The sequence below is a fragment of the Pedobacter sp. genome (genome assembly GCF_039594775.1).
GTDB lineage: Bacteria > Bacteroidota > Bacteroidia > Sphingobacteriales > Sphingobacteriaceae > Pedobacter.
Genome location: NZ_JBCNMT010000009.1, coordinates 162,948 through 187,761, shown reverse-complemented (window position 1 = coordinate 187,761; position 24,814 = coordinate 162,948). Strand labels below are relative to the sequence as shown.

Genomic DNA, 24,814 nt, shown 5'->3' with positions numbered 1-24,814 from the left:
TCTTTTACCACCTTAGACATCTTAGAACATTTTAGTTTTTTGGCATGCGCTTAGGTGAATTAGGGTGTCTTAGATGTTTAATTTTATTCTTTTACCACCTTAGACATCTTAGAACATTTTAGTTTTTTGGCATGCGCTTAGGTGAATTAGGGTGTCTTAGATGTTTAATTTTATTCTTTTACCACCTTAGACATCTTAGAACATTTTAGTTTTTGGATATGTGCTTAGGTGAACTAAGGTGTCTTAGGTGTTATCTTTTTTCACCACCTTAGCTTTAACTACTCTTAATTGAAGTAGATTAATATTTAAATAACTTTAACTTTACATAAGCCCGCATATTATTCATTTTATTTGGTGTAATGTACAGCAGCGATTTTGGCAAGGATTTTTTATGGGGAGTGGCCACTGCAGCGGCTCAAATAGAGGGTGCTGCCAATAGCTACGGCAAAGGCCCTAGTATTTGGGATACCTTTTCTAAAAAAACAGGAAAAATAAAGAAAGGGCATAAACCCGATGAGGCCTGCGATTTTTATCACCGTTACCAGCAGGATATTGCTTTGGTGAAAACATTGGGCTTTAAGATATTCCGTACCTCTATTGCTTGGTCACGTATTTTCCCTTTGGGTGATGACAAGGTGAATGCCGAAGGCGTAGCTTTTTACCACCGAGTAATTGACGAATGCTTAAGAAATGATTTGATCCCCATGATTACACTCTATCATTGGGATTTGCCCGAAGCACTTTCTAAAGAAGGCGGCTGGACTGCCTATGGAATTAACCAAGCCTTTAATGAATACGTACTCTTTTGCGCTAAAGAATATGGCCATAAGGTAAAGCACTGGATTGTGATTAACGAACCCTTCGGTTTTACCTCTCTAGGCTATATGCTGGGTGTGCATGCGCCTGGACTTACCGGAGTAACCAATTTTTTTGAAGCAGCATTGCATACTGCAATTGCGCAAGCTGATGGGGCTAGAATATTAAGGGCCGAGGTTGGTGAAGCGGTTATTGGAACTGCCTTTTCCTGTTCGGAAATTGTACCCTATAGTCACTCTGATCAGGATATGATGATAGCCCAACGAACAGATGTTTTAATGAACCGCTTCTTTCTCGAACCAGCTCTAGGCCTAGGTTTTCCTACCGGTAATTGGGATGTACTGGAAAAATTTGCCATCAGCTATTCTACTTGGCGTCACCAGAGTCGTATGGCCTTTGATTTTGATTTTATAGGCATTCAAAATTATTTTCCGTTGGTGATTAAATACAATGCTTTTATTCCAGTGCTACAGGCTTGGGAGGTGAAAGCCAAAAGTCGCAAGGTGCCACACACGGCTATGGGTTGGGAAATTAATGCCGATAGCTTTTATCGTATTATAAAGCAGTTTGCGTCCTATCCACAGGTGAAAAATATCATGATTACCGAAAATGGTGCGGCTTTTCATGATAAACTTATAAACGGTAGTGTAGAAGATAAAGAAAGAATAGATTACTTTAAGGATTACTTATCTGCCGTGTTGAGAGCCAAAAATGAAGGCGTCAATATTACGGGATATTTAGCGTGGACCTTGATGGATAACTTTGAATGGGCCGAAGGGTATCAGGCTCGGTTTGGCTTGGTGCATAACGATTTTAAGACTCAAAAACGTACCGTTAAACAATCTGGTTATTGGTGGCAAGAATTCTTATCTAAGTAATTGTGATATTAAAGGCAATTGTTGGCGTCCCCGCCAACAAAACCCAATTTATATAAATGATTTCATAAATTTATATATCCTATCTGTTGAATAAATGCTTAAATCGTATCATCCGGAATTTTTAACTGCTACTGTTTTAAATTGGAATAGACTTCTTATAGATGACTATTTTAAAAAGCTAATCGTGGATTGCATGCAATGGCTTGTTGCAAATGGAAGATGTAAGATATACGGATTTGTTATTATGCCGAATCATTTACATTTAATATGGAAAATTGCTGATGGTTTTGAAAGGGCAGAGGTTCAGGGCGCACTATTGAGTTATACAGCCCATGCCTTTAAAAAAGATTTAAAGAAAAATGACCCGAATAGATTGTCGCGTTATAAGGTTAATTTGTTGGATAGGGCATTTCAGTTTTGGCAAAGGGATTGTATGGTAAAAGAATGTTGGAATGAATGGTTCTTGGAGGAAAAGCTGAATTATGTACATCAAAATCCTCTACAATCGCATTGGGATTTAAGTGATGTGCCAGAAAATTACTATTGGTCTTCAGCTGCTTTTTATATAATTGGTAAAAGCCCTTTTAGCTTTTTAACTCACTATAAAGATTGAATTGCATCGTTGGCGGGGACGCCAACTTTCGCTAGGAAGATTTCAAGACACAGCAACGTACTATCAAGCAATCTGATTATTGGTGGCAGGAATTCTTGTCGAAGTAAATTCCTATATTTATACGAATGAGTGATAAGATTATAGTTTACCGAACTTTCTATAACCCTATAGAGGCTAATATTATTAAAGCCAAGTTAGAGGATGCAGATATTGCTTGCTTCCTTACAGATGAAAATATAGCAACTATACAACCGCTTTTTAACCAAGCAGTGGGAGGTGTAAAGTTGAATGTTTTTGAGAAGGACGTATTGACTATCGACAAGCTGTTGGTTGATAATGAGCTGGAAATAGCCGAAGAGGACCAAGCTGAGAATGCTGATATAATTACTTGCGAAAAATGCGGTTCGACCAATGTAAGTTACGGTTTGGCTACAAAAAATAAATATAGTTGGTGGGTAACCATACTCTCTATTTTGATGACGGTGTACCCTTTTAAAGCAAACAAGTGTTATCATTGTTATAAATGCGGACACGAGTTTAATTAAGCTTATGGAAGAAAATAAAATTGTGGTTTATACTACCTTTGAAAGCCCAATGGAGGCGAATATTGTAAAGACGCGTTTGCAGGATGCTGGGTTTGAGTGTTTCCTTACCGGAGAAAACGCCGCTTTGGTTTATCCTGTTTTTGATACTTCAATTAGTGGCATACAATTGCATGTTTTTGAGAAGGACGTGGAAGCAATCAGTCGGCTATTGGCTGAGGATGATGCTTTGGAAGGTCTGTAACTAAAAAGAGGGTTCCTTAAAGACCCTCTTTTTATTATATAGTGTTAGTGTTCTTGATTTAGAAACCGAAACCTAGCGCAATGCCTGTTCTGATTCCCATCCCATCAATACCACCTTTAATATCTGGTTCAGAACCACTTTTTACTTTGAAGTCGCCACTATTATACGATGGGCCAAAAAATAGATCTAGTACAAAGCCACTGCCATATACCCATTGACGACCAATTAATATACCACCACCAAAAGAAGTATATTTGCCTTCATCGGTACCATCTTTTACATTATAGTTTTGATACCTTAAAAACGGAGCGGTATACACACCGCTAATGGCTTTCTGTTTAAAGTAATAACGGTATTCGGGAGTTATGGCAAGACCAGTGAACTTTACGTCATCAAGTTTAAGACCAGTATAGGCTACACCTAACTGTAAAGAGCTGTTTTCGTTCAGTTTTCTTTCGTAAAAAACAGAACCTATTCTCAGTAAGGCACTTAAAGGGTTGATTTTAACAGTGTTTTCGGCATCTTGTGCTTTGGCATTGGTTAAAATAAGTGCCGAGAATGCAATTAATAAGATTTTTTTCATTCGTATAAATTCTTTTAAAATAATTATTTCTATAGATAGATACGTAGGCTAGTGCTTTTATGCTACAATAATGATTTATTTTTTCTGTTTTGTAGTCATTTATTTAGCATTTAATCGTATCGCTTTTAAAAAGTCATTCAGTAAGTGTATAATCCATAAAAAATCCCAACTAGCTTTGCGCTAATTGGGATTTTTTATGGATTAAAGATAAAGGAACAAAGATAAAAGACATCATCTTTACTCTTTATCCCTTTTGTCCTTGTTCTATTTCGCTGCTTTTTCAGCGGCCTCTCTTCTGATGATGTTTAATGCACCACCAGCTTTGAACCAATCAATCTGCTGCTCGTTATAGCTATGGTTAACCTCAAATTGCTCTGTAGTTCCATCAGCATGGTGTAGCACCAAAGTTAATGGCTTGTTAGGGGCAAATTCTGTTAAACCTAAAATATCGATGGTGTCATCCTCTTGGATTTTGTTGTAATCCTCTTTATCGGCAAAAGTTAAGCCCAACATCCCTTGCTTTTTCAGGTTGGTTTCATGGATACGGGCAAAAGATTTTACCAATACCGCACGTACACCCAAATGACGAGGCTCCATCGCGGCGTGTTCACGAGATGAACCTTCGCCATAGTTTTCATCGCCTACTACAATGGAACCAATGCTATCTGCTTTGTAGGCACGTTGTGTAGCAGGTACTGGACCATACTCACCAGTCAATTGGTTTTTAACGTTATCAGTTTTATCATTAAAGAAGTTAACTGCACCAATTAATAAGTTGTTGGAAATATTGTCCAAATGACCACGGAATTTTAACCATGGACCAGCCATTGAGATATGGTCGGTAGTACATTTACCTTTAGCTTTGATCAATAATTTTAAACCTTTAAGATCGGTACCTTCCCAAGCTGGGAAAGGATCTAATAATTGTAAGCGGTGTGAAGTAGGAGAAACTTTTACTTCTACGCTCGAACCATCTTCGGCAGGGGCTTGGTAACCAGCATCGTCAACCGCATAACCTTTTTCTGGTAATTCCCAGCCAGTAGGTTCGTCTAGTTTTACTTGCTCGCCCTTATCGTTAGTTAAAGTGTCGGTAAGTGGGTTAAAACCTAAATCGCCAGCGATAGCCAAAGCAGCCACAATTTCTGGCGAAGTTACAAAAGCGTAAGTATTAGGATTGCCATCGGCACGTTTAGCGAAGTTACGGTTAAATGAGTGTACAATAGTGTTTTTCTCTTGCTTCTCGGCCCCGGTTCTATCCCACATTCCAATACAAGGACCACATGCGTTAGTGAAGATGGTGGCATCTAGATTCGTGAAAGTATCTAATAGGCCGTCTCTATCGGCGGTGTAACGTACCTGCTCAGAACCTGGGTTGATTCCGAACTCGGCTTTTTTGCCCAATCCTTTATCAATAGCTTGCTTAGCTACCGAAGCTGCACGGGATAAATCTTCATATGATGAGTTGGTACAAGAACCAATCAAACCCCATTCTACTTTAGTAGGCCATCCGTTGGCAGCAGCAACCTCTTTCATTTGTGAAATTGGCGTAGCCAAATCTGGTGTAAACGGACCGTTCAAGTAAGGTTCTAGCTCGTCTAGGTTAATTTCAATTAATTGGTCGAAATATTTTTCAGGCTCAGCATAAACCTCGGCATCACCAGTTAAATAATCTTTCACTGCATTTGCTGCATCAGCAACATCGGCACGGTTAGTGGCACGCAGGTAGCGTTCCATGCTATCGTCATAACCAAAAGTTGAAGTGGTCGCACCAATTTCTGCACCCATGTTACAGATGGTACCTTTTCCTGTACAGCTTAGGTTCGTTGCACCATCGCCAAAATATTCTACAATAGCACCGGTACCGCCTTTTACGGTTAAAATACCAGCAACTTTTAAGATCACGTCTTTAGCCGAAGTCCAGCCATTTAATTTTCCGGTTAACTTCACGCCAATTAATTTAGGGAATTTAAGTTCCCAAGGTAAACCAGCCATTACATCGCAGGCGTCAGCACCACCAACACCAATGGCTAACATTCCTAAACCACCAGCATTTACGGTGTGGCTATCGGTACCAATCATCATCCCGCCAGGGAAAGCATAGTTTTCTAAAATTACCTGATGGATGATTCCCGCACCTGGTTTCCAGAAACCAATACCATATTTGTTAGAAACTGACGAAAGGAAGTCGAAAACTTCGGCACTTTCGGTTTTAGCATGTGGCAAGTCAATTTCGGCACCTAATTTGGCAGTGATCAAGTGATCGCAATGTACAGAAGAAGGCACTGCTACTTTTGGTCGGCCAGCCTGCATAAACTGCAATAGTGCCATCTGTGCCGTTGCATCCTGCATCGCTACTCTATCTGGAGCAAAATCCACGTAGTCTACACCACGGGTAAATGCCTTATTTGATTTTCCGTCCCAAAGGTGAGCGTATAATATCTTTTCTGAAAGGGTTAAAGGTCTGCCTACTAATTCGCGAGCCGCATCAACGCGTTCGCCAAAAGTTGCATATACCTTTTTGATCATTTCTATATCAAAAGCCATACTTTATTTTGTTTAAAAATTATTGTCAATAACGACGTTATCTAAATTAGATATTTTTTGACAGACTTATTTTTGAGATTTGTCAAATTATGTTATTTAAAAACATTCTATACAAAATGCATTCATAAATAAAGAGGCTATCTAATTGATCAGATAGCCTCTTGTTTTAACAAATGGTATGTTGATTTGTTTCTTACTGTTTTGTAGAAATAGGCGTAAACTTGGTTAAATTGATGCCTTCTACAGCTGCTTTATATTCGTCGATATTTGGAATACGACCCAAGATTGCAGAAAGAACCACCACTGGCGTTGAGGCCAATAAAGATTCTCCTTTTTTACCATCCCTATCTTCTACCACACGACCTTGGAATAAACGTGTAGAGGTCGCCATTACCGTATCGCCTTTAGCTGCTTTTTCTTGGTTACCCATACATAAGTTGCAGCCCGGGCGCTCTAAGTACATGATATTTTCATATTCGGTACGGGCGGTGCTTTTTGGAAGTGCATCGCTAAACTCAAACCCAGAGTATTTTTGCAAGTATTCCCAGTCGCCTTCCGCTTTCAACTCATCAATAATATTGTAAGTAGGTGCTGCAACCACCAATGGAGCTTTGAACTCTACCGTACCTGTTTGAGTCTCTACGTTTTTCAGCATTTGGGAAACAATCTTCAAGTCGTCCTTATGTACCATGCAAGAACCTACGAAACCAAGATCTACTTTTTTATCACCACCGTAGTAGGTCAGATCTCTGATAGTATCGTGCGTATAGCGTTTAGAAACATCTGCGTTGTTTACATCAGGGTCAGCAATCATTGGCTCGTTAATCACATCAAGGTCAATCACTACTTCTGCGTAATACTTGGCATTCTCATCTGGCATTAAAGCTGGCTTAATACCGGTTTTAACTTCCTCAATGCGTTTGTTTGCTTTATTGATCAAACCTTGTAGAACTTGGTTATGGTTGTCCATACCTTTTTCTATCATGATTTGGATACGGTTTTTAGCGATTTCTAATGATTGGATCAAAGTGTCATCTTGTGAAATACAGATAGACGCTTTTGCTTTCATCTCCGCTGTCCAGTCTGTAAAAGTAAAAGCTTGGTCAGCTAATAAAGTGCCAATGTGTACTTCGATGATACGGCCTTGGAATACGTTTTCGCCATCAAATTGCTGTAGCATTTGTAATTGAGTGGCATGAACCACATCACGGAAGTCCATATGCTCCTTCATTTGACCTTTGAAAGTAACTTTTACCGACTCAGGAATTGGCATGGAAGCCTCGCCTGTAGCCAATGCCAAGGCTACGGTACCAGAATCTGCCCCAAAAGCTACTCCTTTTGACATACGCGTATGTGAGTCGCCACCAATGATGATTGCCCATTCGTCAATAGTAATATCGTTCAATACCTTGTGGATCACGTCGGTCATAGAATGATAAACGCCTTTAGGGTCGCGGGCAGTAATTACGCCAAAGTCATTCATGAACTTCATCAATTTAGGGATGTTTGCCTGTGCTTTTTTATCCCAAACAGATGCCGTGTGGCAACCTGACTGATAAGCGCCATCAACAATTGGAGAAATAACGGTAGCAGCCATTGACTCTAATTCCTGAGCTGTCATTAAACCTGTGGTATCCTGAGAACCTACAATGTTTACTTCCACGCGAACGTCGGAACCCGCATGTAAAACTTTACCTTGGGCAATGCCTACCGCATTTTTATTGAATATTTTTTCTACCGCAGTTAAGCCTTGGCCCTCAATAGATACTTCTTTAGCTGGAGCAAATACTACCGGAGCTTCAATTCCTAAAGTTTTAGCGGCGAAAGTTTGAATTTTTTTACCAAATACGATAGCGTAAGAACCGCCAGCTTTGATAAACTCCAGTTTTTGTGGTGTTAAAGCTTTCGAAATATCAATCAGCTCTTGGTCGCCATGGTATAATTTTTTTGCTTTGGTATTGATGGTCAGAACAGTTCCTGTGGCTACAGAATATACTTCTTCTAAAACAGGCTCGTCGTTTTCGTTACGAACAACATTACCGTTTTCGTCTGTTTTCTTTACCCAGTTTTTAAGGTCAATACCAATACCGCCAGTTACATCAACTGTAGTTAGGAAAATCGGAGAAATACCATTGGTACCACCTACAATTGGAGCAATGTTTACGAAGGGAACATAAGGACTAGCTTGTTTACCTGTCCAAAGTGCCACATTGTTCACGCCAGACATACGTGAAGAACCTACGCCCATGGTGCCTTTTTCAGCTACCAACATTACACTTTTATCAGGATGTTGTGCTTGTAAATCTCTGATGGCTTGTTGCGCTTCAGGAGTGATCATGCACTTGCCATGCAATTCGCGATCTGAGCGAGAGTGCGCCTGATTACCTGGTGATAATAAGTCCGTAGAAATATCGCCAATACCAGCAATAAAAGTTACCACCTTGATTTCTTCAGCTACTTCAGGAAGTTTGGTGAAGAATTCGGCTTGGGCATAGCTTTCTAATATTTGTTGAGCAATCTCATTGCCATTTTGGTAAGCCTCTTTCAAACGATCTGTGTCAGCATCGTACAAGAAAACTTGGGTTTTAAGTACGTCGGCTGCTTTTTTAGCTTTGTCGCCGTTATCAGCCAAGGCGATGTCTAATAAAACTTTGATAGAAGGTCCGCCCTTCATATGCGATAACAATTCGAAAGCAAAATCAGGGGTGATTTCTGGAATAATGGTCTCGCCTGAAATAATTTCTTTTAAGAATTGCGCTTTTACACCCGCTGCAGCGGTAGTGCCTGGTAAAGTGTTGTATACGAAAAAATTAACAGCTTGTTCTCTGTTAAAATTGTTTACATTCTTGATTTGGGTAATGATTTCACTTAATAATTCAGCGCTGTCAATAGGTTTTGGATGAAGATCTTGGGTTTTTCTCTCTTCAATCTCTTGGATATAATCGTTGTAAATACTCATCTTAGATGGGGTGTTTTCTTACTAAAGGCTAGCGCTACAGGGTGTGCACTTACTTTCTGCGAAAGAAACACTGTTTTGTATATTAAATTTGTGTTTATTGACCAAGAAAACTCAAATTTTTGGTCAAAGCAAAAATAATAAAAACAACGCTTAAATGCAATTTAAGCAGCTCATTAGATGATATGAATTTGTTTTAAATACGGGACTAGTATTTAATTGGTATAGTAAAGATCATTACATGAAAAATATTGCTGGAAAAGCTTGATTTTTTTTAGTTCCGTATGTGCAAATTTTGTTTAGTTTGAAAATACACCTTCATAATGTTTATTGTTTTGATCAAGAATCAACCCTTGTGATTTTGATGAGTAAGTATTGCTATCATCAAATGTTAATTCTACTTGAAAATCAAAAATCCATCGATCATTTCCGTTTGGTTGAATACTAATTTCTACAACGGGAAGTTTAAGATCCGACAAATGAATATTATTTGAAGAAAGAACAAGGTCAAAAGCATGTACAGATGGGTCTGAAAATTCAACATCATTAGCTAAGTCGCTACCCACTGCAATATCTTTACTTAAAAATAAATTTACTTTTGTTTTAAGTTTTACGTTTAGACGCGTATCGTGGTCCTTATTGTCGTTATGTGTTACAAAAATGATTTTTACTTTAGTTAGTATTGGATCTGCTTCCCCAAATATTTTAGTGCTTTTACTAAATCTATCGTCATAGAGAAGTGCAGCCTGTAGTTCAAGGCTTGGTTTTTCAATTTGTTCCATTTCAAGTATATTTTTTAAAAAATTTCTTTTACAGGCGGACAGTTATATTCCGCTAATGTTCTAAATGCTTTGAGCATCCTTTCTCCCATATTGGTAGCGCTTGGATTTATAAAAAACTCCCAACTATCTTCTTCATCTGTGGTTCCATCATCACTTTTCGATTTGATAGGACTTTTAAAAGTCACACTAATGGCTTTAAAATTTTCATTAAAAGAAGCAGAACATATATCATTAAAGGAAAAAGTAACTGTATTTGTAAATGATACTTTACGTTGTGATATTAATGAGCATTTAATTTTATAATCATCCGTTATTGAATAAGTATAATAAACTCCGGGATGGCGAATATCCTCTATTCTTGGATTTTCTCTTATTTTAGCTATTATCCAATCAATCGTTTCCTGCTTTGTAGGTTTCGTTTGCCCAAATAAAACAGCGCCATTTAATAGTAAAAGGAGTATAAAAGCCAGTTTTTTCATGTTTTTTCCTTAAAAAGTGTTTTTTGCTGGAGGGCAGTTATATTCTGCTAAAGTTTTAAATGATTTAAGCATTCTTTCCGCTATATCAGGCTCAAAAAAAAGTAAATATTGGTTATATTCTCCTGAAGAACCATCATCGTAATAACCTATAGAAGGACTTTTTAATTTTACATATATGGTTTTTCCTCCAAGTCTATTAATACGTGCATCACATATATCATCAAAAGAAAATGAGATTTTGAATATGCCTATATTGTTTGAGCTTGAAATTTTGATTTTATGATCCTCGGTTACTGTGTAAGTACAAGTGCTCGTATTAGTGCTATACGTTGAATTTTCTCTTATTTTGGCCGTTAGCCAATCAATAGTTTCTTGTTTTGAAGGCTTTGTCTGTGCATTTAACCTTATTCCGTTCAAAAGCAGAACGAGGATAAAAATTGAGTTTTTCATTATTCAAGATTTTTTACGTTGAGGTTAGATAAATATCCCAATGCTTCCTTTTCGTGTCCTTTGGGTACAATCCAAAAAAGTCCGTCCATTTGTCCGCTTTTAGTCGCATAAGGTTTTAATGTAAAACCAGCGCCGTTTAATTTTTTAATTTCTGTGGTGTACCATTTGAAAATGATATCGCCAGTAGATACTTCCTTTGCTGTGCTGGCTTCATTCACGGCTTTAAGCAAAAAAAGTTCATAGGAACAATTGTCTTGGCATAAGTATTTGGTATAAAATGAAACTCCATTTATTTTCCCTTCATATCGCCATTCACTGCGAGATTGTGCTTTTAGCATGGTCGCACAAAAGAGAAACGCTAAAAGAAAAAATGCCTTTTTCATAAAGAGTCGAATTTATGATGCCTAATCTTTTCATTTACAGTTTTCGGCCTCCCTGTTTGTAATCAAAATTATTCGTCTGTTAAGGGTTGTACAATAGCTATTTATGGCTATAAATTTTATGTTTTATTTGTTGAATTTTGTATTTTTATCTTAAGGTTTAGATGAATTGACCATGAAAATCAGGCGTTCCACCAATTTCACTTTTCAGCATCATTTGCAGACGATTTATTATGCGAACGATTTAATTGAAGAAGCTGAAATAAAAAAGGTCCTCTATCAATTCAATAGGCTCAACATTGCGCTTAACCACACCTCACCACTCTTATTTGCTATTGACTACACTAAGTCGGATTATATGATCATGACCGATGGTTGCCAACTGATTACAGGCCATGATCCAAGGATGTTTTTAGAGAGCGGAATCCCGATGCTGTTTGATATTTATCAGAAAGATGATTTCAGGATTTATAATGAAAATGTTTTTGTGCGAAATTCGGCGTTCTTATCAAGTCAACCTCAAAATGAACATCATCAATTTATTTTCTCCTATAATTTTAGGGTAAGACATTTAAATGGAAATTATATTCCAATTTTTCAAAGAGGTTGCTACATCACTGATCCTAAAACTGGATTGCCTTTGTATAGCTTGGGAATGGTGATGGATATTTCTATGTTTAAAAAAGATAGTATGATGTACCATGCTATTGAAAAAATTGAAAAAGTTAACGGTCATTTAACCAAATCACTTGTAGAAGAAAATCATTTTTTCCCTTTGGCCGAAGACAAAATATTATCGGCCCAAGAAAAAAGGATACTTGAGTGTATGGCAGAGGGCCTCAGTAGCAAACAAATTGCATGGAAAATGAAAATTGCCGAAAATACGGTTGCCAATCACCGCAAGAGTATGTTGAAAAAAACCAATACCAAAAACGTGGCTGAATTGATAGCATTTGCCTGTCAAAACCAACTTCTATAAACTTGAAAATGACTGGCCAAGAAAATACCAATGCCATTGTTTTTATTCACCAAAGTTCTGGTAGTTCTGCCGTTTGGGACGACGTGGTTAGTGAAAAGAAATTAAATCAATTCCATTTGTACTGCATTGATATAGATGGGAATGGAGACCGTTGGGACAAGAATGCTATTGGCCCTGATTATTCGTTGGCCAGCCTCTCAAACAAAATACTAGAGACCATCAATAAACTGAAGCTGAAAAATTATATCCTCGTTGGTGTTTCAATAGGCACTAATATTATAGGCGAAACAGCAGATAAACTCTCTAATTGTAAAGGAATAGTCTTAATTGGAGCTCCAATTGTTGGAGGTAAAATTACTCCTGCAGAGGTATTGTTGCCATTTGAATATGGGCATGTTCTTATTGATGTGGCACCAAAAGACAGTGATCTTGATCATTATATAAGTGGCTTGACTTACTATCAAAACCAAAAGCAGCAAGAGATGCTTAAAGCCGATTATCTTAAAACCGATCCAAATTATCGAAAGCAATTGCTTAACACAATCAATGAAGGCTTATGGAGTGACGAGATAGGGAATCTGCGTGATAGCCATCAACCCGTAATGGTGGTTTACGGAATATATGATAAAATTTGCAATACGAGATTTTTGGAGAATGTCGGTCTTCATCTGTGGCAAAATAAAATCCATTTGATTGATAATGCCGGGCATCTAGCGCATTTAGATCAACCAGCGTTTTTTTCGAAGTTGCTTGTTGGTTTTGCCACAGATGTATTTGGGGAATCGCAAACTACTTCTTCACCAAATTCTTAATCTCCTTTTTGGTCATTTCTTTCTGGATAATTTCGGGTGTAATTACTGAGGTGTAATATTTTTGGTTGGTTAATACACCATTAGCATTTTCGGTAGTACAGAAATATGGCGTGATGAAACCATATAGGCTTTTGGTTTCCTTTGGGTTCTTTTTAGCGGCGCCGATTTCTGCCGATTTAAGGTAGGTAATCAATAATGAAATGCCATATCTTTCATTCGTAATGCTATTAATACCCAAGGCAGTGCCAGGAAATACAGTTTGTCCTTCTTTCACCAAAATCCCTTTTTTAAAGCCCTTGTAAGTGGCTAAGGTACCGTCTGCGTGTTCTACAATTACTGTATTTACTTTACTAGTGTATTTTAAATCTTTGGTGTCTTCATCATATATATCGCTTACATTTACCACTATGCCTTTTCTAATAGCGGTAACAGTGTCGGCATTTTCGGTATAAAAGCGGTAAGCTTTCCAATCGTCTGGAGTGGTAGATCCAAAATAAGTGGCATTAAGGAAACCAGATTCTACAGCCCTTACTTTTTTGCCTTGTGCATAAGGTAGGGCATATAAAAAGAGCGGACTATATTTAGGATTCAGTTTTCCCCTAATATAGCTGTAACTGTATGAATAGCCAATGCCTTGGTCTTTATTGATAGGAGATAAGGTTAAAAAATTATCGTTGCTGTGCCTTATTTCATAAATTGGGTCGCCTGCGATGCTCGAATTGTTAAGGTCTCTAAAATTTAATACCACCGTGTAGGTGCCGGGTGAGGTTTTTTCGGCAGTGAGGGTTACACTTTTGTCGGAATTTGTTTTGCTGCTAATGCTAAGCTCCTTTTCTTGGGCTTGGCTAATTGATGCCGATAATAAGCAAATGAATGATAATGCGACTTTGTAAAGTTTGTTCATGTTTACGATTTAGATGGCTAAGCTAGTTTTTGGTTGTGATTTTAATGTTAAGATGAAGAAGAATACATAAATCCATAAGGGATATAAATATTTTGATAGGTAATGATAGTTGTACTTAAATAAATTTGACAAATCAGTTTTACAAAGTTTTAAATTGGTAGCCTTGTTGTAATAGATATTCGATGCTTTTGGGCAGGGCATACTCCAGTCTGTCCCATGCCTTTAAACTGTCATGAAAAACAATGATGGAACCATTTCTGGTATGTTTAATCACATTTTGATAGCACTTTTCCGGAGAAAGCTTTAGGTCAAAATCTCCACTGAGGACGTCCCACATAATGATTTCCAATTTTGAATTTTGAATTTTGAATTTCGAATTGCCCCTAACTTGTAACTCATAACTTGCAACTAATTTCTCAATTTGGCTTTTCCTGATTCTTCCGTACGGAGGTCTGAACAAATTAGTACCTGTCAGTTCCTGGCATTTCCAAAAATTGTCGATGTAGGTTTCATCATCCGTTTTCCAACCTTTTAAATGGTTGTAAGTGTGGTTGCCTATCGCATGTCCATCTGTTTTAATTTGTTCAAAAACTTCAGGATGTTTGCTAATATTGTCGCCGATGCAAAAAAACGTAGCTTTAACATTAAAACTTTTTAGCGTATTTAACACAAAGCTTGTAACATTTGGGATGGGGCCATCGTCAAACGTGAGGTAAACAATTTTTTCTGTGCTATCTTTATTCCAAATTAAATTGCGATAATACCATTTGAGAAAAAAGGGCGGCCTAACGGTGTACATGCTGTAAATGTAAACATTAAAGGCTTGAGTTGAAAAAATACAGAAAACAACCCCTTGTTTATTTATAATTGTGAAACTGAATTTATGAAGAAAATTTATAGTGTAGGTTTATTGTTTGGAGTGGTACTATCCACGGTTGTTGGCAATAAGGCAGTATTTGCGCAAGAGGTCATCACCATTCAGGATGCCATTGATAAAACCCTCAAAAATAACCTGCAGGTTAAACAGGCTCAATTTAGTGCGGCTTTAAGCGATGAGAATTTTAAGCAATCGAAAAATGCCATATTGCCTTCATTAAATGCTAGTGCTAGTGGCAATAGAAATTTCGGACGTAGTATTGACCCTTCTACCAACCAGTACATTAGTCAGCAATTTAATTCGGCAAGTGGTAACCTTTCGGCCAGTGTTGACCTGTTTTCAGGATGGCAAAAGGTAAACCAAATTAAACAGAATAAGTTGTTGTTGGATGCCGATAAAACCAATATTGATAAAGTTAAAAACGACCTGATACTACAGGTGGTAACGGCCTACATGCAGATTTTGTTTAATAAAGATCTGCTGAAAGCGGCAGAAGCCCAGTTGGTGGTGGCAAAACAACAACTTAACCAACAACAGCAATTGCTAGAAGTGGGAAATAAAACATTGGCCGACGTTTCACAGGCTAAATCGCAGGTGGCAAGCTCAGAGTTGGAAGTAACCAATGCGCAAAATAATTTGACCATCTCTTATTTAACACTTAACCAATTGATGGAACTACCTTCAGACAACAGTTTTGAGGTGCAAGTACCACCGGTTGATGCTTTAACGGTAACAAAAAATAATTATACCGCTTCTGAGGTAGTATCTTCGGCAATGAATGCTTTTCCTGATATTAAATTGGCTTCATTAAGAACCCAAGCTGCTGAAAAAGGTATTGATGTAGCTAAAGGAACTTATTACCCACGTTTGTCTTTTGGTGGAGGTTTAGGTACAAACTATTCTAGCGGTCGTCAATATGTGGAGTCTATTGTGCCTAATGGTGTAAGGGAAATCGGTCGTACAGCTACTACCAATGAAAAGGTGGTTACCGATGCTTTTTTGACTACTTATGCCAACCAAAAGTTTTCATCGCAAATTAAGGATAACTTTAACCAATTTGTGGGTTTTAACCTCTCCATTCCTTTGTTCAACGGGTTTAATGCTCGTTCCAATGTAAGAAGGGCAAAAATCAATTACCAGAATACGCAAGTACAAGAGCAGCTTTCTAAAAATAATCTTAATAAAGTTATTTTTCAGGCGGTTGCTGATCTGAGAGCTGCCGAAAGCAAATATCAATCTACCCAAAATGCTTTTGCCGCCCAAAAAGATGCATTTTATGTTATTGAACAACGCTATAATGTAGGTTTGGCCAATTCGGTAGAATATAGCACTGCCTTAACCAATAAAAATAGGGCCGAAATAGATATGATACAGGCCAAGTATGATTTGTTGTTCAAATCAAAAGTGATTGATTATTATTTAGGAAAACAAATCGCATTTTAAAGAAATAAGAAATAAAGGCTAACGATTTTCGGTTCGTAGTTCTCGACTTTACAATATCCAACTTTTGAACCTTTCAACAATTTAACAATACAACAATTCGAAATATGAAGTTAAAACACATTTTAATAGGCGCCGGAGCAATTATCGCATTACTGATCATATTAAAATTGACAGGTGTAATTGGTAAGGAGAAGATAGAGAAAGTGACCGTGGAAAAAGCTGGGGAAAGAACAGTAATTGAAACCGTTACCGCTAGTGGTAAGATACAGCCGGAAACCGAAGTTAAACTAAGTTCCGAAGTATCGGGCGAGGTGACAGAGCTTTTGGTAAAAGAAGGCGATGTGGTAAAAAAAGGGCAATTGCTTTGTAAGGTGCGTCCAGATATTTTGCAATCGGGTTATGAAAGAGCTGTAGCTTCATATAACTCACAAAAAGCCAGCGTTGCGTCATCACAGCAGCAACTGGTGCAATCGCAAGCTAATTTTGTGAATGCCGAAGCCACCTACAAACGTAATGTGGAGCTTTATAACAAAAAGGTAATATCGGCTGCAGAGTTTGATAATGCAAAAGCAGCTTATTTAACGGCAAAATCTACTTTGGAAAGTTCTAAGGAAAATGTAACTGGCGCCAAATTCGGGCTAGAGCAATCGGCAGCAAACGTGAAGGAGGCAGGTGCAAACTTGGCCAGGACTACCATTTATGCGCCTGTTGATGGTGTGGTTTCTAAACTGTCTATTGAGCTTGGTGACCGTATTTTAGGAACTTCGCAAATGGCTGGTACCGAAATCATGCGTATTTCTAACTTGAGCAACATGGAGGTTAACGTAGATGTAAATGAAAATGACATTAACCGTGTAACCTTGGGCGATAGCGCTACCGTAGAAGTGGACGCTTTCTCGGGTAAAAAATTCAGAGGCGTAGTTACTGAAATCGCCAGTTCTTCTACCAACGTTGGAGCAGCAACTACAGCATCTGTAGATCAGGTAACCAACTTCTCTGTAAAAGTAAGGTTGTTGGCCGAATCATACAGCACGGTTAAAGGTGGCGCAAAAGATCTTCCATCGCCTTTCAGACCAGGCCTTTCGGCTACGGTTGATATTGAAAGCGAAACGGTGAAAGGTTTGGCAGTTCCTATCCAAGCTGTTTTTACCGATAACAAAAACGATAGTGGAAGTGGGGGCGGTAGTGAGGATGCCGAAAAACAAAAAAATAAATTGAACGATAAGCAGATTAAACAATATGTATACCTTTTTGATGCCAAAACTTCAACGGTTAAGAAAGCAGAGGTGAATACAGGTATCCAAAATGATCAGTATATCATTGTTAAAAAAGGATTGAAAGCAGGTGAGCAAATTGTTTCTGGACCTTATTCGGCTATCCAAAATAAATTGAAAGACGGCACCAAAGTGGAGCAAACGACTAAGGATAAGTTGTTTACTACAGGAAGTAAAAAGTAGTCGTAGCAAATCATAATATTTAGTTATTTTTGTAAAGGTTTAAGGAAGTGCGTATCGCATTTTCTTAAACCTTTTGTTTTTAGCCGATGTTTAGGCGGTAATACAACAAGACTAACAAATTGATATGAGCAGACCGAATATAGCCATGATTGGCGGAGGAAGTTGGGCAACAGCCATTATTAAAATGCTTTCTGATAATGAATCAGAAAAAGAGATTTTTTGGTGGATGCGGAACGAAGAAGCCATTAGTCATATCAGGGACTATAAGCATAACCCTAGTTATTTAAGCGCAGTTGAAATTAAGCTGAAACCCGAAAATGTTTCTTCGGATATTGAATATGTTATTTCTCAGGCTGATTATGTAATACTCAATGTGCCCGCCGCTTTTTTAAGCGATACCCTAAAGGATATTAGGCCAGCTCATTTGAAAGGCAAAAAACTGATTTCGGCGATTAAAGGTATTGTGCCCGAAGAAAACCTGATTATTGGTGATTATTTACATCAAAAGTTTGGTTTGCCTTATAAAGATATTGTAGTGATCAGCGGGCCTTGTCATGCAGAAGAAGTGGCGTTAGAAAAGCTTTCTTATTTAACCATAGCATCTACGGATGTGGCCCTGGCCGAAAATTTTGCCAATCATTTAAATACCAGATACATCAAAACCAATATCTCTGATGATATTTTCGGTACCGAATATGCTGCGGTGCTAAAGAACATATATGCTGTAGCCAGCGGTATTTGCCATGCAGTAGGTTATGGTGACAACTTTCAGGCGGTACTTATTTCAAATGCCATCCGAGAAATAGAACGTTTTGTGGGCGTAGTTCATCCTATTGAGCGAGATATCAAAGAGTCTGCCTATCTGGGTGATTTGATGGTAACTGCCTATTCCCAATTCAGTAGAAACCGTACTTTTGGTAATATGATAGGAAAGGGCTATACTGTAAAATCAGCACAATTGGAAATGGCCATGATTGCCGAAGGTTATTACGCCGCAAATTCCATGCACCATATCAATGAGAAATATGGAGTTGACATGCCAATTTCGGAGGCGGTTTATCAAATCCTATACGAAAGAAAATCTGCCCATGCTGAGATGAAAGCATTGACGGAGAAACTAAGTTAGATCTAAATCAAATCGGCTTTTAAATCTTTTTTTCATATCGATGGATGAAACATTCCCGTCATTTCGAGCGAAGAGAAACGTAGTCGAGAAATCTTTGGATTAGTATAATGAAGTTCAAAAACGTCTCTGTTGTCTTTTGCTGGTGGCAAGACTAAGCGCAAGTTTAACAAGGTATTCTGCGAGGAGTTAGATTTAACTTCGTTGATTTTCAATTCTCACATGCGTTCGAAATGACGGGAGGACTGTACGCAACTCGCAATGAAGAATAACTGCCTAATTAAAAACCTATGAGGTTTGCCCTATCTCGCCATTTTGGCGCTACGGAGACCGCGAAGCAGCTACGAGTAAAATCTGTAAAATTGGTTTTGTTGATCATATGAATAAATTGGCACTTGCTTATTTCTGAACAAGTAACAAGTGTCCCTTAAAACCAAACCATTCCCTTATTTGTTGTCCCCTCATAAAAACCAAAAGAAAATGAAAAAGGGATATATCATAGGCCTGTTTGCTGTAGCAGCATTAGGCTTGTTTTCATTGAATGTTAACGCTCAAGAAAAAAAAGAAAAGAAAACAGAGGTAGGAAAGGCACTACAGAAAACGGGTAAGGCTGTAGAAAAAGGTGCCACTGCTGTGGGAAATAAAACCGCTGAAGTTGCCGTAAAAGGTACGGCCAAGGTTGCTGATGAGACTTATAAAGGTAAAATGGCTCCAGATGGTTCCAATGTTTACATCGATGGTAAAAACCGCAAGTATTATGTAAATAAAAAAGGAGCAAAGATTTACCTAAAAGCCAGTCAGATCAGAAATAAGCCAGTTCAGTAGTTGGCAGTTTCCAATGTTTAATCGCTAAGCTGAAAATGAAATAAAAAAGCCCTAACAAACTTGTTAGGGCTTTTTTTATTATTTGTGAACTTAAAACTAAGATCTGCGTCTTCTGTCGCTTCCGCCATTTCCACCATCGCGTCTTCCGTTTCCAGCACTTCTTTCTTCACGACTACGTCCAGAGAAATCTCTGAAACCGCCTTCGCTTCCGCCATTAGAACGTCTTCCGCTTCCTCCGCCACTTCTTCTATCTCCGCCTCTGTAGCCACCGCCACCTTCGCGTCTTCTGTCTCCGCCAAATCCGCCGCGGTCACCGCCACGTCTTCCTTCTCCACGACCACCACTACGAGCAGGCTCGCCACTCACTTCAATTCTAACTTCTCTGCCGTTATATTGTACATCTTTAAAGTTAGCCAAAAGTGTTTCGGCAGTAGCGCTTTCTACTTCAACAAAAGAGAAAACACCTTTCAGGTCAATCTTACCAACAGCTTTTCCGCTAATGCGACCATGATTACAAACAAAGCTCAATAAATCACCTCTGGTGAAATCATCTACTGAACCCACATTGATGAACAAACGAGCATATCCAGCCTCAGCACCTCTACCGCCACGCTCACCACGTTCTCTTCTGTCTCCACGCTCACCTCTTTCACGCTCATCAGCACTGATGTTAAGGTCTGGAGCATTTTGATAATATTCTAAGAAACGGTTGAATTCTAACGAAGCAAATTTCTTGATTACTTCCTCTTTGCTCAAGTCAGCAAACTCATCGTTGATGCGAGACATATATTTGTCAATTTGCTCTTCGTTAACTTCCACGTTATGTACGCGGTGAATCAAACCGAACAATTGTTTTTCGCAAACATCAAAGCCAGTTGGCAAGTCAGCTTTGGTAAATTTCTTGCCAATAATTTTTTCAATTTGACGGATTTTGCCAAGCTCTTTAGAATTGATGATACAGATAGAAGTTCCAGTTTTACCAGCTCTCGCGGTACGGCCACTTCTGTGCGTGTAACTTTCAATCTCATCAGGTAAAGCAAAGTTGATTACGTGGGTAACGTCGTTTACGTCAATACCACGGGCCGCAACGTCAGTAGCAATCAATAACTGCATACTTCTTTCGCGGAAACGTTTCATTACCTTGTCACGTTGTTGCTGAGAAAGGTCACCATGTAAAGCATCGGCATTGTAGCCATCTTTAATCAAATGCTCTGCAACATCTTGGGTATCCATTTTGGTTTTGCAGAAAACTACACCGAAAATATCAGGGTTATAATCTACAATACGTTTTAGGGCAGCATACTTATCACGAGCACGCACTACATAGTATTCGTGTTCAATATTAGCATTGCCGGTGTTCTTGGTGCCCATGGTCAACTCAACAGGGTTATCCATATAGTTTTTCGCTATGCGGCGCACCTCAGGTGGCATGGTAGCAGAAAACAACCAAGTTTTTTTATCGTCTGGAGTAGTAGAAAGGATGTCGTTGATGTCTTCTTGGAAACCCATGTTCAACATTTCATCCGCCTCATCTAAAACTACATAGTTTACATTAGAGAAATCAATGGCTTTACGTCCAATGATGTCTAACATACGGCCGGGCGTGGCCACAACAATCTGCACTCCGTTTCTAATTTCGCGGAGTTGCTGCATGATGTTAGCGCCACCGTAAACGGCAACAATGCTAGCACCAGGCGTGTTCTTTGAGAAATTTCTGATGTCGTTTGCAATCTGCAAACAAAGCTCACGAGTAGGGCACAATATAAGTGCCTGTGGCTTATTGCTCTTAAAGTCGATTAATTCTAACAACGGCAAACCAAATGCGGCTGTTTTTCCTGTTCCTGTTTGGGCCAAACCAACAAAGTCGTTACTACCCTCTAACAGTACAGGAATGGCTTGCTCCTGAATAGGCGTAGGATTTTCAAATCCTAGCTCTTTAACGGCATTAACAACGTCATCACTTATCCCCAATTTACTAAATGGGTTTATCATTATAACATTTTTAAATTAAGGCGCAAAGGTACGGTTAATAATTGGTAATTTATAGTGTTAGCGTGAATTAGTTTTTTGTGTAATAAATTGTAAATAAGAAAGTTAAAAGAGTGTTCTCTCTGTTAATGCCTTTTTATATAGCCTTGGAGCGTATTTATAGGGCAATTCACGGGGGAAAGTCCCGCTTTTTGTTTCAATCTTTTTGTGATTGTGGTGCTAAACCTCGTAGGTTTTTAAAACCTACGAGGTTAGCGCATTGCCCACAACAAAAAGTATTTCCACTACAATCGGGGCTATTACAAGTTGGTCTACCTCTACTTTGTAAATTTCATTTGCATCAAGCCATTGATGAGGGGCAACCCTTCGAATAAAGGAAAGCCAGTTCATAAGGAACTGGCTTCTGTATTTTTATGGACTTGCGAAATATTTAAATTTCGAAGCCTAAAATGCTTTATTGAATAAACTTCTGAGTAACTGTTTCGGTTGCTGTGGTTAACGACGCCACATGTAGGCCGTTGGCGCCACTAAAAGGCACAGAGACATTGGTATAGCCCTTGCTTAAATTCAATTGCTGTTCCGTCAATTTGCGGCCATTTAAATCATAAATCTTAAACGAGCCCTTGCCTTCATTGGCAGCAAAAATGGTGAGTTTAACTATGCCCTCCTGTTTATTGGCAAATACCCTAAAATTACTGGCCGCTACATTGGATTTTACGGCAATAACTTCAGAATCAGAACTTTTTCCATCTGCATCAAACTGTTTTAGTTGGTAATAACTTACTCCAGGCAATGCATCTTTATCGGTAAAGGCATAGTTTTTTGCTGTACTGCTATTGCCCGCACCTTTCACTTCGCCAATTTTTGAAAATGTTTTGCCATCTCCAGAACGTAAAATGTCAAAATGGGAGTTGTCCTTTTCTGAGGCAGTGTTCCATGCTAAGTCAACGTTTTGTTGGTTGGCCTTGGCAGTGAAAGAGGTTAGGGAAACGGGGAGAACAGATGCATTGGGAGTGAATATAACATCATCTATTGCTAAGCCGTGGTCATTATTACTATCGTCAATATCTGTCCATCTAATAAAAATTTGCTCGTTAGGACCTATCAGGACGTTGAAACTAGCTGTTATAGAAGTTCTGTTGGCAGATGCGTTTCCATCAAGTGCACCAGCTGTTGAAGAATTTATTTTGCTGTCAAATTTTAGTGATGGAACAGAAGTCCAGGTTCCCGTAGTTATATCACTTAAGCTAGTGCCTAGTTGATATTGAAATGTAAGTGATTGCAGTGTAGAATTAGTTCCTCCAGACCTCCACTGTTCTCCGTTATAGCTAATAGTAACACTTTTTATCTCATTGCCGGTATTGTTAGTTAGTAACCAGCCATAATAAATAGTTCCAATAGTTCCAGCTGCTAATCCGCCAAGGGCTCTATCGGTCGAATTTGATGAACCGTAATTATACAGTGCTCCAACATTACTAGAACCTGTGTTAATCGTTAAATCTGTTTTATTACTATACCAACCAGATATTGTGGTGTTGTTTGTCCAAGTTTGATTTGAAGTGTTTGACAAGCCGTTAAAGTCCTGTTGAATTGGGCTTAAATTAGTTATGATTGTTTGCGACAAAGTTTTAGCAACAAATCCACTAATAAATAATAAAGAAAGTAAAAATTTTTTCATATAAAGGGGTTTGAGGTGAACTATTGTGATAAAGTTAACAAAAAGCTCACATTTAGTCAATTACATGAAAATATTAATTTTTTTAACGCAATCTGTCGGCAGAACGGATGAGCTTTTCGTCTTTTTTAATGCCCCTAATGGCCAGCAACGTAAAAATAATAGCGATTAACGGAAGATATATCCCCGGTTCAAAGTTAAGTACGGATACTCCGCTTATACCTTTTACAATTTGGAAAAACCATGTCGATAAAGCCAATATCAATATAATATTCAATAAGGCAATACGTATCTGTAGTTTTCTATTTCTGAAATTGAAAATGTTCATTAAACTGATCAATCCTGCGAAAGCAGTGCTGGTCAACAAAGGGATATTGGTCGGCGAATTGCCCCCCGTTGTTTTTAGACCAGAGCCATATAGTACATGGTATCCTGAGCTTGACTCAACACCAATAATAGGAATAAACAATAAACAAAAAGCGGTAAGTGCAGCGAGTAAAAACCAAATAGATTGAATTCTCTGAATCATAATGAGATGAAATTTTTTACAAACTTAACTTTTTGGGGATAAAAGAACAAAGACTGATATAGACTTTAAATTGTCTGGCAATTTGTTTTTGCACTTTGGTTCTGCGTATAATCTTTATTCATTTTTCTTTATTCCCTGTTCTTTCCTTTATTTTTGCAGCTTGGAAACAAAACGTTATTTCGTAGAGCTTAGCTATAACGGCACCGATTATCATGGCTGGCAAATACAACCTAATGGAATTACCGTACAGGAATGTCTGGATAAGGCGCTAAGTACTTATTTCAGACAGGAAATCGTTTCTTTAGGGTGCGGACGTACAGATACTGGTGTGCATGCTACGCAATTTTATGCTCATATTGATTTGGCCGATGTAAGCCCTAAGCAACTTACCAATGCTATTACAGGATTAAATGCACTACTGCCATATAGCATTGCCGTACATCGTATTTTTGAAGTTGCTGCAGATGCCCATGCTCGTTTTGATGCTACTGCTAGAGAATACAAATACTATCTTCATTTCCAAAAAGACCCATTTAAGTTGAATCGGTCATGGTTGTACAAAGGAGAATTGGATGTAGAGAAAATGAACCAGGCAGCAAAATTGTTATTGCAATACACTGATTTTTCTTGTTTCAGCAAATCGAATACCCAAACATTTACCAATAACTGTAAAATTAGCCATGCAGTGTTTGAATTACAGCCAAACGGAATTATTTTTACCATTAAAGCCGATAGGTTTTTGCGTAATATGGTAAGGGCCATTATGGGTACTTTGGTGATGGTGGGTCGTGGTGATATTGAGACGCAGGACGTTTCAAAAATCGTGGAAAGTAAAAACCGTGGCAATGCAGGCCAATCTGTGCCGGCTTGCGGACTTTATTTGGTGGCGGTAGAATATCCTTATATTAAAAATGATAAAATGAAGAAATGATAA

General features: G+C 38.4%; 23 protein-coding genes. 11 read left to right on the top strand and 12 right to left on the bottom strand.

Annotated features, from left to right (window positions below):
• Window positions 1–359: 359 nt before the first annotated feature.
• The 4 genes from ABDV71_RS18300 (at window position 360) to ABDV71_RS18285 (ending at window position 3,093) form a co-directional block, all read left to right on the top strand.
• A complete protein-coding gene (locus ABDV71_RS18300; RefSeq protein ID WP_343535140.1) occupies window positions 360–1,694 on the top strand; it encodes a GH1 family beta-glucosidase in 1,335 nt (444 codons plus the stop codon).
• Window positions 1,695–1,788: 94 nt separating this feature from the next.
• Window positions 1,789–2,307, top strand: coding sequence for a transposase (locus ABDV71_RS18295; RefSeq protein ID WP_343535138.1), 519 nt, complete (start codon window positions 1,789–1,791; stop codon window positions 2,305–2,307).
• A 125-nt stretch (window positions 2,308–2,432) separates the two neighbouring features.
• On the top strand, window positions 2,433–2,852 hold the full coding sequence (locus tag ABDV71_RS18290) for a DUF2007 domain-containing protein (protein ID WP_343535136.1): 420 nt from the start codon (window positions 2,433–2,435) through the stop codon (window positions 2,850–2,852).
• Window positions 2,853–2,856: 4 nt separating this feature from the next.
• The gene (locus ABDV71_RS18285; protein ID WP_343535134.1) at window positions 2,857–3,093 is read left to right on the top strand and encodes a DUF2007 domain-containing protein; all 237 of its coding nucleotides are present in this window, start codon (window positions 2,857–2,859) and stop codon (window positions 3,091–3,093) included.
• A 58-nt stretch (window positions 3,094–3,151) separates the two neighbouring features.
• On the opposite strand, the gene ABDV71_RS18280 is transcribed toward ABDV71_RS18285, so the two are convergent.
• From ABDV71_RS18280 to ABDV71_RS18250, 7 genes are all read right to left on the bottom strand, one after another.
• The gene (locus ABDV71_RS18280) at window positions 3,152–3,676 is read right to left on the bottom strand and encodes a DUF3575 domain-containing protein (protein WP_343535132.1); all 525 of its coding nucleotides are present in this window, start codon (window positions 3,674–3,676) and stop codon (window positions 3,152–3,154) included.
• Window positions 3,677–3,940: 264 nt separating this feature from the next.
• A complete protein-coding gene (locus ABDV71_RS18275; RefSeq protein ID WP_343535130.1) occupies window positions 3,941–6,220 on the bottom strand; it encodes an aconitate hydratase in 2,280 nt (759 codons plus the stop codon).
• A 193-nt stretch (window positions 6,221–6,413) separates the two neighbouring features.
• The gene (locus tag ABDV71_RS18270; protein WP_343535128.1) at window positions 6,414–9,179 is read right to left on the bottom strand and encodes a bifunctional aconitate hydratase 2/2-methylisocitrate dehydratase; all 2,766 of its coding nucleotides are present in this window, start codon (window positions 9,177–9,179) and stop codon (window positions 6,414–6,416) included.
• A 296-nt stretch (window positions 9,180–9,475) separates the two neighbouring features.
• Window positions 9,476–9,958: a hypothetical protein gene (locus ABDV71_RS18265; protein ID WP_343535127.1), complete on the bottom strand. Its 483-nt coding sequence runs from the start codon at window positions 9,956–9,958 to the stop codon at window positions 9,476–9,478.
• Window positions 9,959–9,972: 14 nt separating this feature from the next.
• Window positions 9,973–10,437 (bottom strand): hypothetical protein, encoded by a 465-nt coding sequence (locus ABDV71_RS18260; RefSeq protein ID WP_343535125.1) that lies wholly within the window; start codon window positions 10,435–10,437, stop codon window positions 9,973–9,975.
• Window positions 10,438–10,446: 9 nt separating this feature from the next.
• The gene (locus ABDV71_RS18255) at window positions 10,447–10,887 is read right to left on the bottom strand and encodes a hypothetical protein (RefSeq protein WP_343535123.1); all 441 of its coding nucleotides are present in this window, start codon (window positions 10,885–10,887) and stop codon (window positions 10,447–10,449) included.
• Complete coding sequence (locus tag ABDV71_RS18250; RefSeq protein WP_343535121.1) at window positions 10,887–11,270, bottom strand: hypothetical protein; 384 nt, start codon at window positions 11,268–11,270, stop codon at window positions 10,887–10,889. Before ABDV71_RS18250 ends, ABDV71_RS18255 begins: the two co-directional genes overlap by 1 nt.
• A 172-nt stretch (window positions 11,271–11,442) precedes the next feature.
• On the opposite strand from ABDV71_RS18250, the gene ABDV71_RS18245 reads away from it, so the two are divergent.
• Complete coding sequence (locus tag ABDV71_RS18245) at window positions 11,443–12,246, top strand: helix-turn-helix transcriptional regulator (RefSeq protein WP_343535119.1); 804 nt, start codon at window positions 11,443–11,445, stop codon at window positions 12,244–12,246.
• Window positions 12,247–12,254: 8 nt separating this feature from the next.
• Entirely contained in the window at window positions 12,255–13,058 is an 804-nt protein-coding gene (locus ABDV71_RS18240) for an alpha/beta hydrolase (RefSeq protein WP_343535117.1), read from the top strand.
• Here the strand turns inward: ABDV71_RS18240 and ABDV71_RS18235 are convergent.
• Together ABDV71_RS18235 and ABDV71_RS18230 are read right to left on the bottom strand one after the other, a co-directional pair.
• Window positions 13,036–13,962, bottom strand: a complete 927-nt coding sequence (locus ABDV71_RS18235) for a M23 family metallopeptidase (protein ID WP_343535114.1) — start codon at window positions 13,960–13,962, stop codon at window positions 13,036–13,038. The genes ABDV71_RS18240 and ABDV71_RS18235 overlap by 23 nt on opposite strands.
• 139 nt (window positions 13,963–14,101) lie before the next feature.
• Window positions 14,102–14,761, bottom strand: coding sequence for a polysaccharide deacetylase family protein (locus tag ABDV71_RS18230; RefSeq protein ID WP_343535113.1), 660 nt, complete (start codon window positions 14,759–14,761; stop codon window positions 14,102–14,104).
• 84 nt (window positions 14,762–14,845) lie between these two features.
• On the opposite strand from ABDV71_RS18230, the gene ABDV71_RS18225 reads away from it, so the two are divergent.
• From ABDV71_RS18225 to ABDV71_RS18210, 4 genes are all read left to right on the top strand, one after another.
• Entirely contained in the window at window positions 14,846–16,282 is a 1,437-nt protein-coding gene (locus ABDV71_RS18225) for a TolC family protein (protein ID WP_343535112.1), read from the top strand.
• A gap of 104 nt (window positions 16,283–16,386) precedes the next feature.
• Window positions 16,387–17,739 (top strand): efflux RND transporter periplasmic adaptor subunit, encoded by a 1,353-nt coding sequence (locus tag ABDV71_RS18220; protein WP_343535111.1) that lies wholly within the window; start codon window positions 16,387–16,389, stop codon window positions 17,737–17,739.
• Between the two features lie 124 nt (window positions 17,740–17,863).
• Window positions 17,864–18,865 carry an NAD(P)H-dependent glycerol-3-phosphate dehydrogenase gene (locus ABDV71_RS18215; RefSeq protein WP_343535110.1) on the top strand — a complete coding sequence of 334 codons (1,002 nt, stop codon included), beginning with the start codon at window positions 17,864–17,866 and terminating at the stop codon, window positions 18,863–18,865.
• 477 nt (window positions 18,866–19,342) lie between these two features.
• A complete protein-coding gene (locus ABDV71_RS18210) occupies window positions 19,343–19,687 on the top strand; it encodes a hypothetical protein (protein ID WP_343535108.1) in 345 nt (114 codons plus the stop codon).
• A 96-nt stretch (window positions 19,688–19,783) separates the two neighbouring features.
• Here the strand turns inward: ABDV71_RS18210 and ABDV71_RS18205 are convergent, their stop codons facing one another.
• The 3 genes from ABDV71_RS18205 to ABDV71_RS18195 form a co-directional block, all read right to left on the bottom strand.
• On the bottom strand, window positions 19,784–21,679 hold the full coding sequence (locus tag ABDV71_RS18205) for a DEAD/DEAH box helicase (RefSeq protein ID WP_343535106.1): 1,896 nt from the start codon (window positions 21,677–21,679) through the stop codon (window positions 19,784–19,786).
• A gap of 451 nt (window positions 21,680–22,130) precedes the next feature.
• Window positions 22,131–23,354 (bottom strand): T9SS type A sorting domain-containing protein, encoded by a 1,224-nt coding sequence (locus ABDV71_RS18200; RefSeq protein ID WP_343535104.1) that lies wholly within the window; start codon window positions 23,352–23,354, stop codon window positions 22,131–22,133.
• 82 nt (window positions 23,355–23,436) lie between these two features.
• A complete protein-coding gene (locus ABDV71_RS18195) occupies window positions 23,437–23,880 on the bottom strand; it encodes a DUF4293 domain-containing protein (RefSeq protein WP_343535102.1) in 444 nt (147 codons plus the stop codon).
• A 160-nt stretch (window positions 23,881–24,040) separates the two neighbouring features.
• On the opposite strand from ABDV71_RS18195, the gene truA reads away from it, so the two are divergent.
• Window positions 24,041–24,811 carry a tRNA pseudouridine(38-40) synthase TruA gene (truA, locus tag ABDV71_RS18190; RefSeq protein ID WP_343535100.1) on the top strand — a complete coding sequence of 257 codons (771 nt, stop codon included), beginning with the start codon at window positions 24,041–24,043 and terminating at the stop codon, window positions 24,809–24,811.
• Window positions 24,812–24,814: the final 3 nt, after the last annotated feature.

Coding starts and splice junctions, on each gene's coding strand:
- ABDV71_RS18300 (WP_343535140.1), top strand. CDS start 360: ATGTACAGCAGCGATTTTGGCAAGGATTTTTTATGGGGAGTGGCCACT.
- ABDV71_RS18295 (WP_343535138.1), top strand. CDS start 1,789: ATGCTTAAATCGTATCATCCGGAATTTTTAACTGCTACTGTTTTAAAT.
- ABDV71_RS18290 (WP_343535136.1), top strand. CDS start 2,433: ATGAGTGATAAGATTATAGTTTACCGAACTTTCTATAACCCTATAGAG.
- ABDV71_RS18285 (WP_343535134.1), top strand. CDS start 2,857: ATGGAAGAAAATAAAATTGTGGTTTATACTACCTTTGAAAGCCCAATG.
- ABDV71_RS18280 (WP_343535132.1), bottom strand. CDS start 3,676: ATGAAAAAAATCTTATTAATTGCATTCTCGGCACTTATTTTAACCAAT.
- ABDV71_RS18275 (WP_343535130.1), bottom strand. CDS start 6,220: ATGGCTTTTGATATAGAAATGATCAAAAAGGTATATGCAACTTTTGGC.
- ABDV71_RS18270 (WP_343535128.1), bottom strand. CDS start 9,179: ATGAGTATTTACAACGATTATATCCAAGAGATTGAAGAGAGAAAAACC.
- ABDV71_RS18265 (WP_343535127.1), bottom strand. CDS start 9,958: ATGGAACAAATTGAAAAACCAAGCCTTGAACTACAGGCTGCACTTCTC.
- ABDV71_RS18260 (WP_343535125.1), bottom strand. CDS start 10,437: ATGAAAAAACTGGCTTTTATACTCCTTTTACTATTAAATGGCGCTGTT.
- ABDV71_RS18255 (WP_343535123.1), bottom strand. CDS start 10,887: ATGAAAAACTCAATTTTTATCCTCGTTCTGCTTTTGAACGGAATAAGG.
- ABDV71_RS18250 (WP_343535121.1), bottom strand. CDS start 11,270: ATGAAAAAGGCATTTTTTCTTTTAGCGTTTCTCTTTTGTGCGACCATG.
- ABDV71_RS18245 (WP_343535119.1), top strand. CDS start 11,443: ATGAAAATCAGGCGTTCCACCAATTTCACTTTTCAGCATCATTTGCAG.
- ABDV71_RS18240 (WP_343535117.1), top strand. CDS start 12,255: ATGACTGGCCAAGAAAATACCAATGCCATTGTTTTTATTCACCAAAGT.
- ABDV71_RS18235 (WP_343535114.1), bottom strand. CDS start 13,962: ATGAACAAACTTTACAAAGTCGCATTATCATTCATTTGCTTATTATCG.
- ABDV71_RS18230 (WP_343535113.1), bottom strand. CDS start 14,761: ATGTACACCGTTAGGCCGCCCTTTTTTCTCAAATGGTATTATCGCAAT.
- ABDV71_RS18225 (WP_343535112.1), top strand. CDS start 14,846: ATGAAGAAAATTTATAGTGTAGGTTTATTGTTTGGAGTGGTACTATCC.
- ABDV71_RS18220 (WP_343535111.1), top strand. CDS start 16,387: ATGAAGTTAAAACACATTTTAATAGGCGCCGGAGCAATTATCGCATTA.
- ABDV71_RS18215 (WP_343535110.1), top strand. CDS start 17,864: ATGAGCAGACCGAATATAGCCATGATTGGCGGAGGAAGTTGGGCAACA.
- ABDV71_RS18210 (WP_343535108.1), top strand. CDS start 19,343: ATGAAAAAGGGATATATCATAGGCCTGTTTGCTGTAGCAGCATTAGGC.
- ABDV71_RS18205 (WP_343535106.1), bottom strand. CDS start 21,679: ATGATAAACCCATTTAGTAAATTGGGGATAAGTGATGACGTTGTTAAT.
- ABDV71_RS18200 (WP_343535104.1), bottom strand. CDS start 23,354: ATGAAAAAATTTTTACTTTCTTTATTATTTATTAGTGGATTTGTTGCT.
- ABDV71_RS18195 (WP_343535102.1), bottom strand. CDS start 23,880: ATGATTCAGAGAATTCAATCTATTTGGTTTTTACTCGCTGCACTTACC.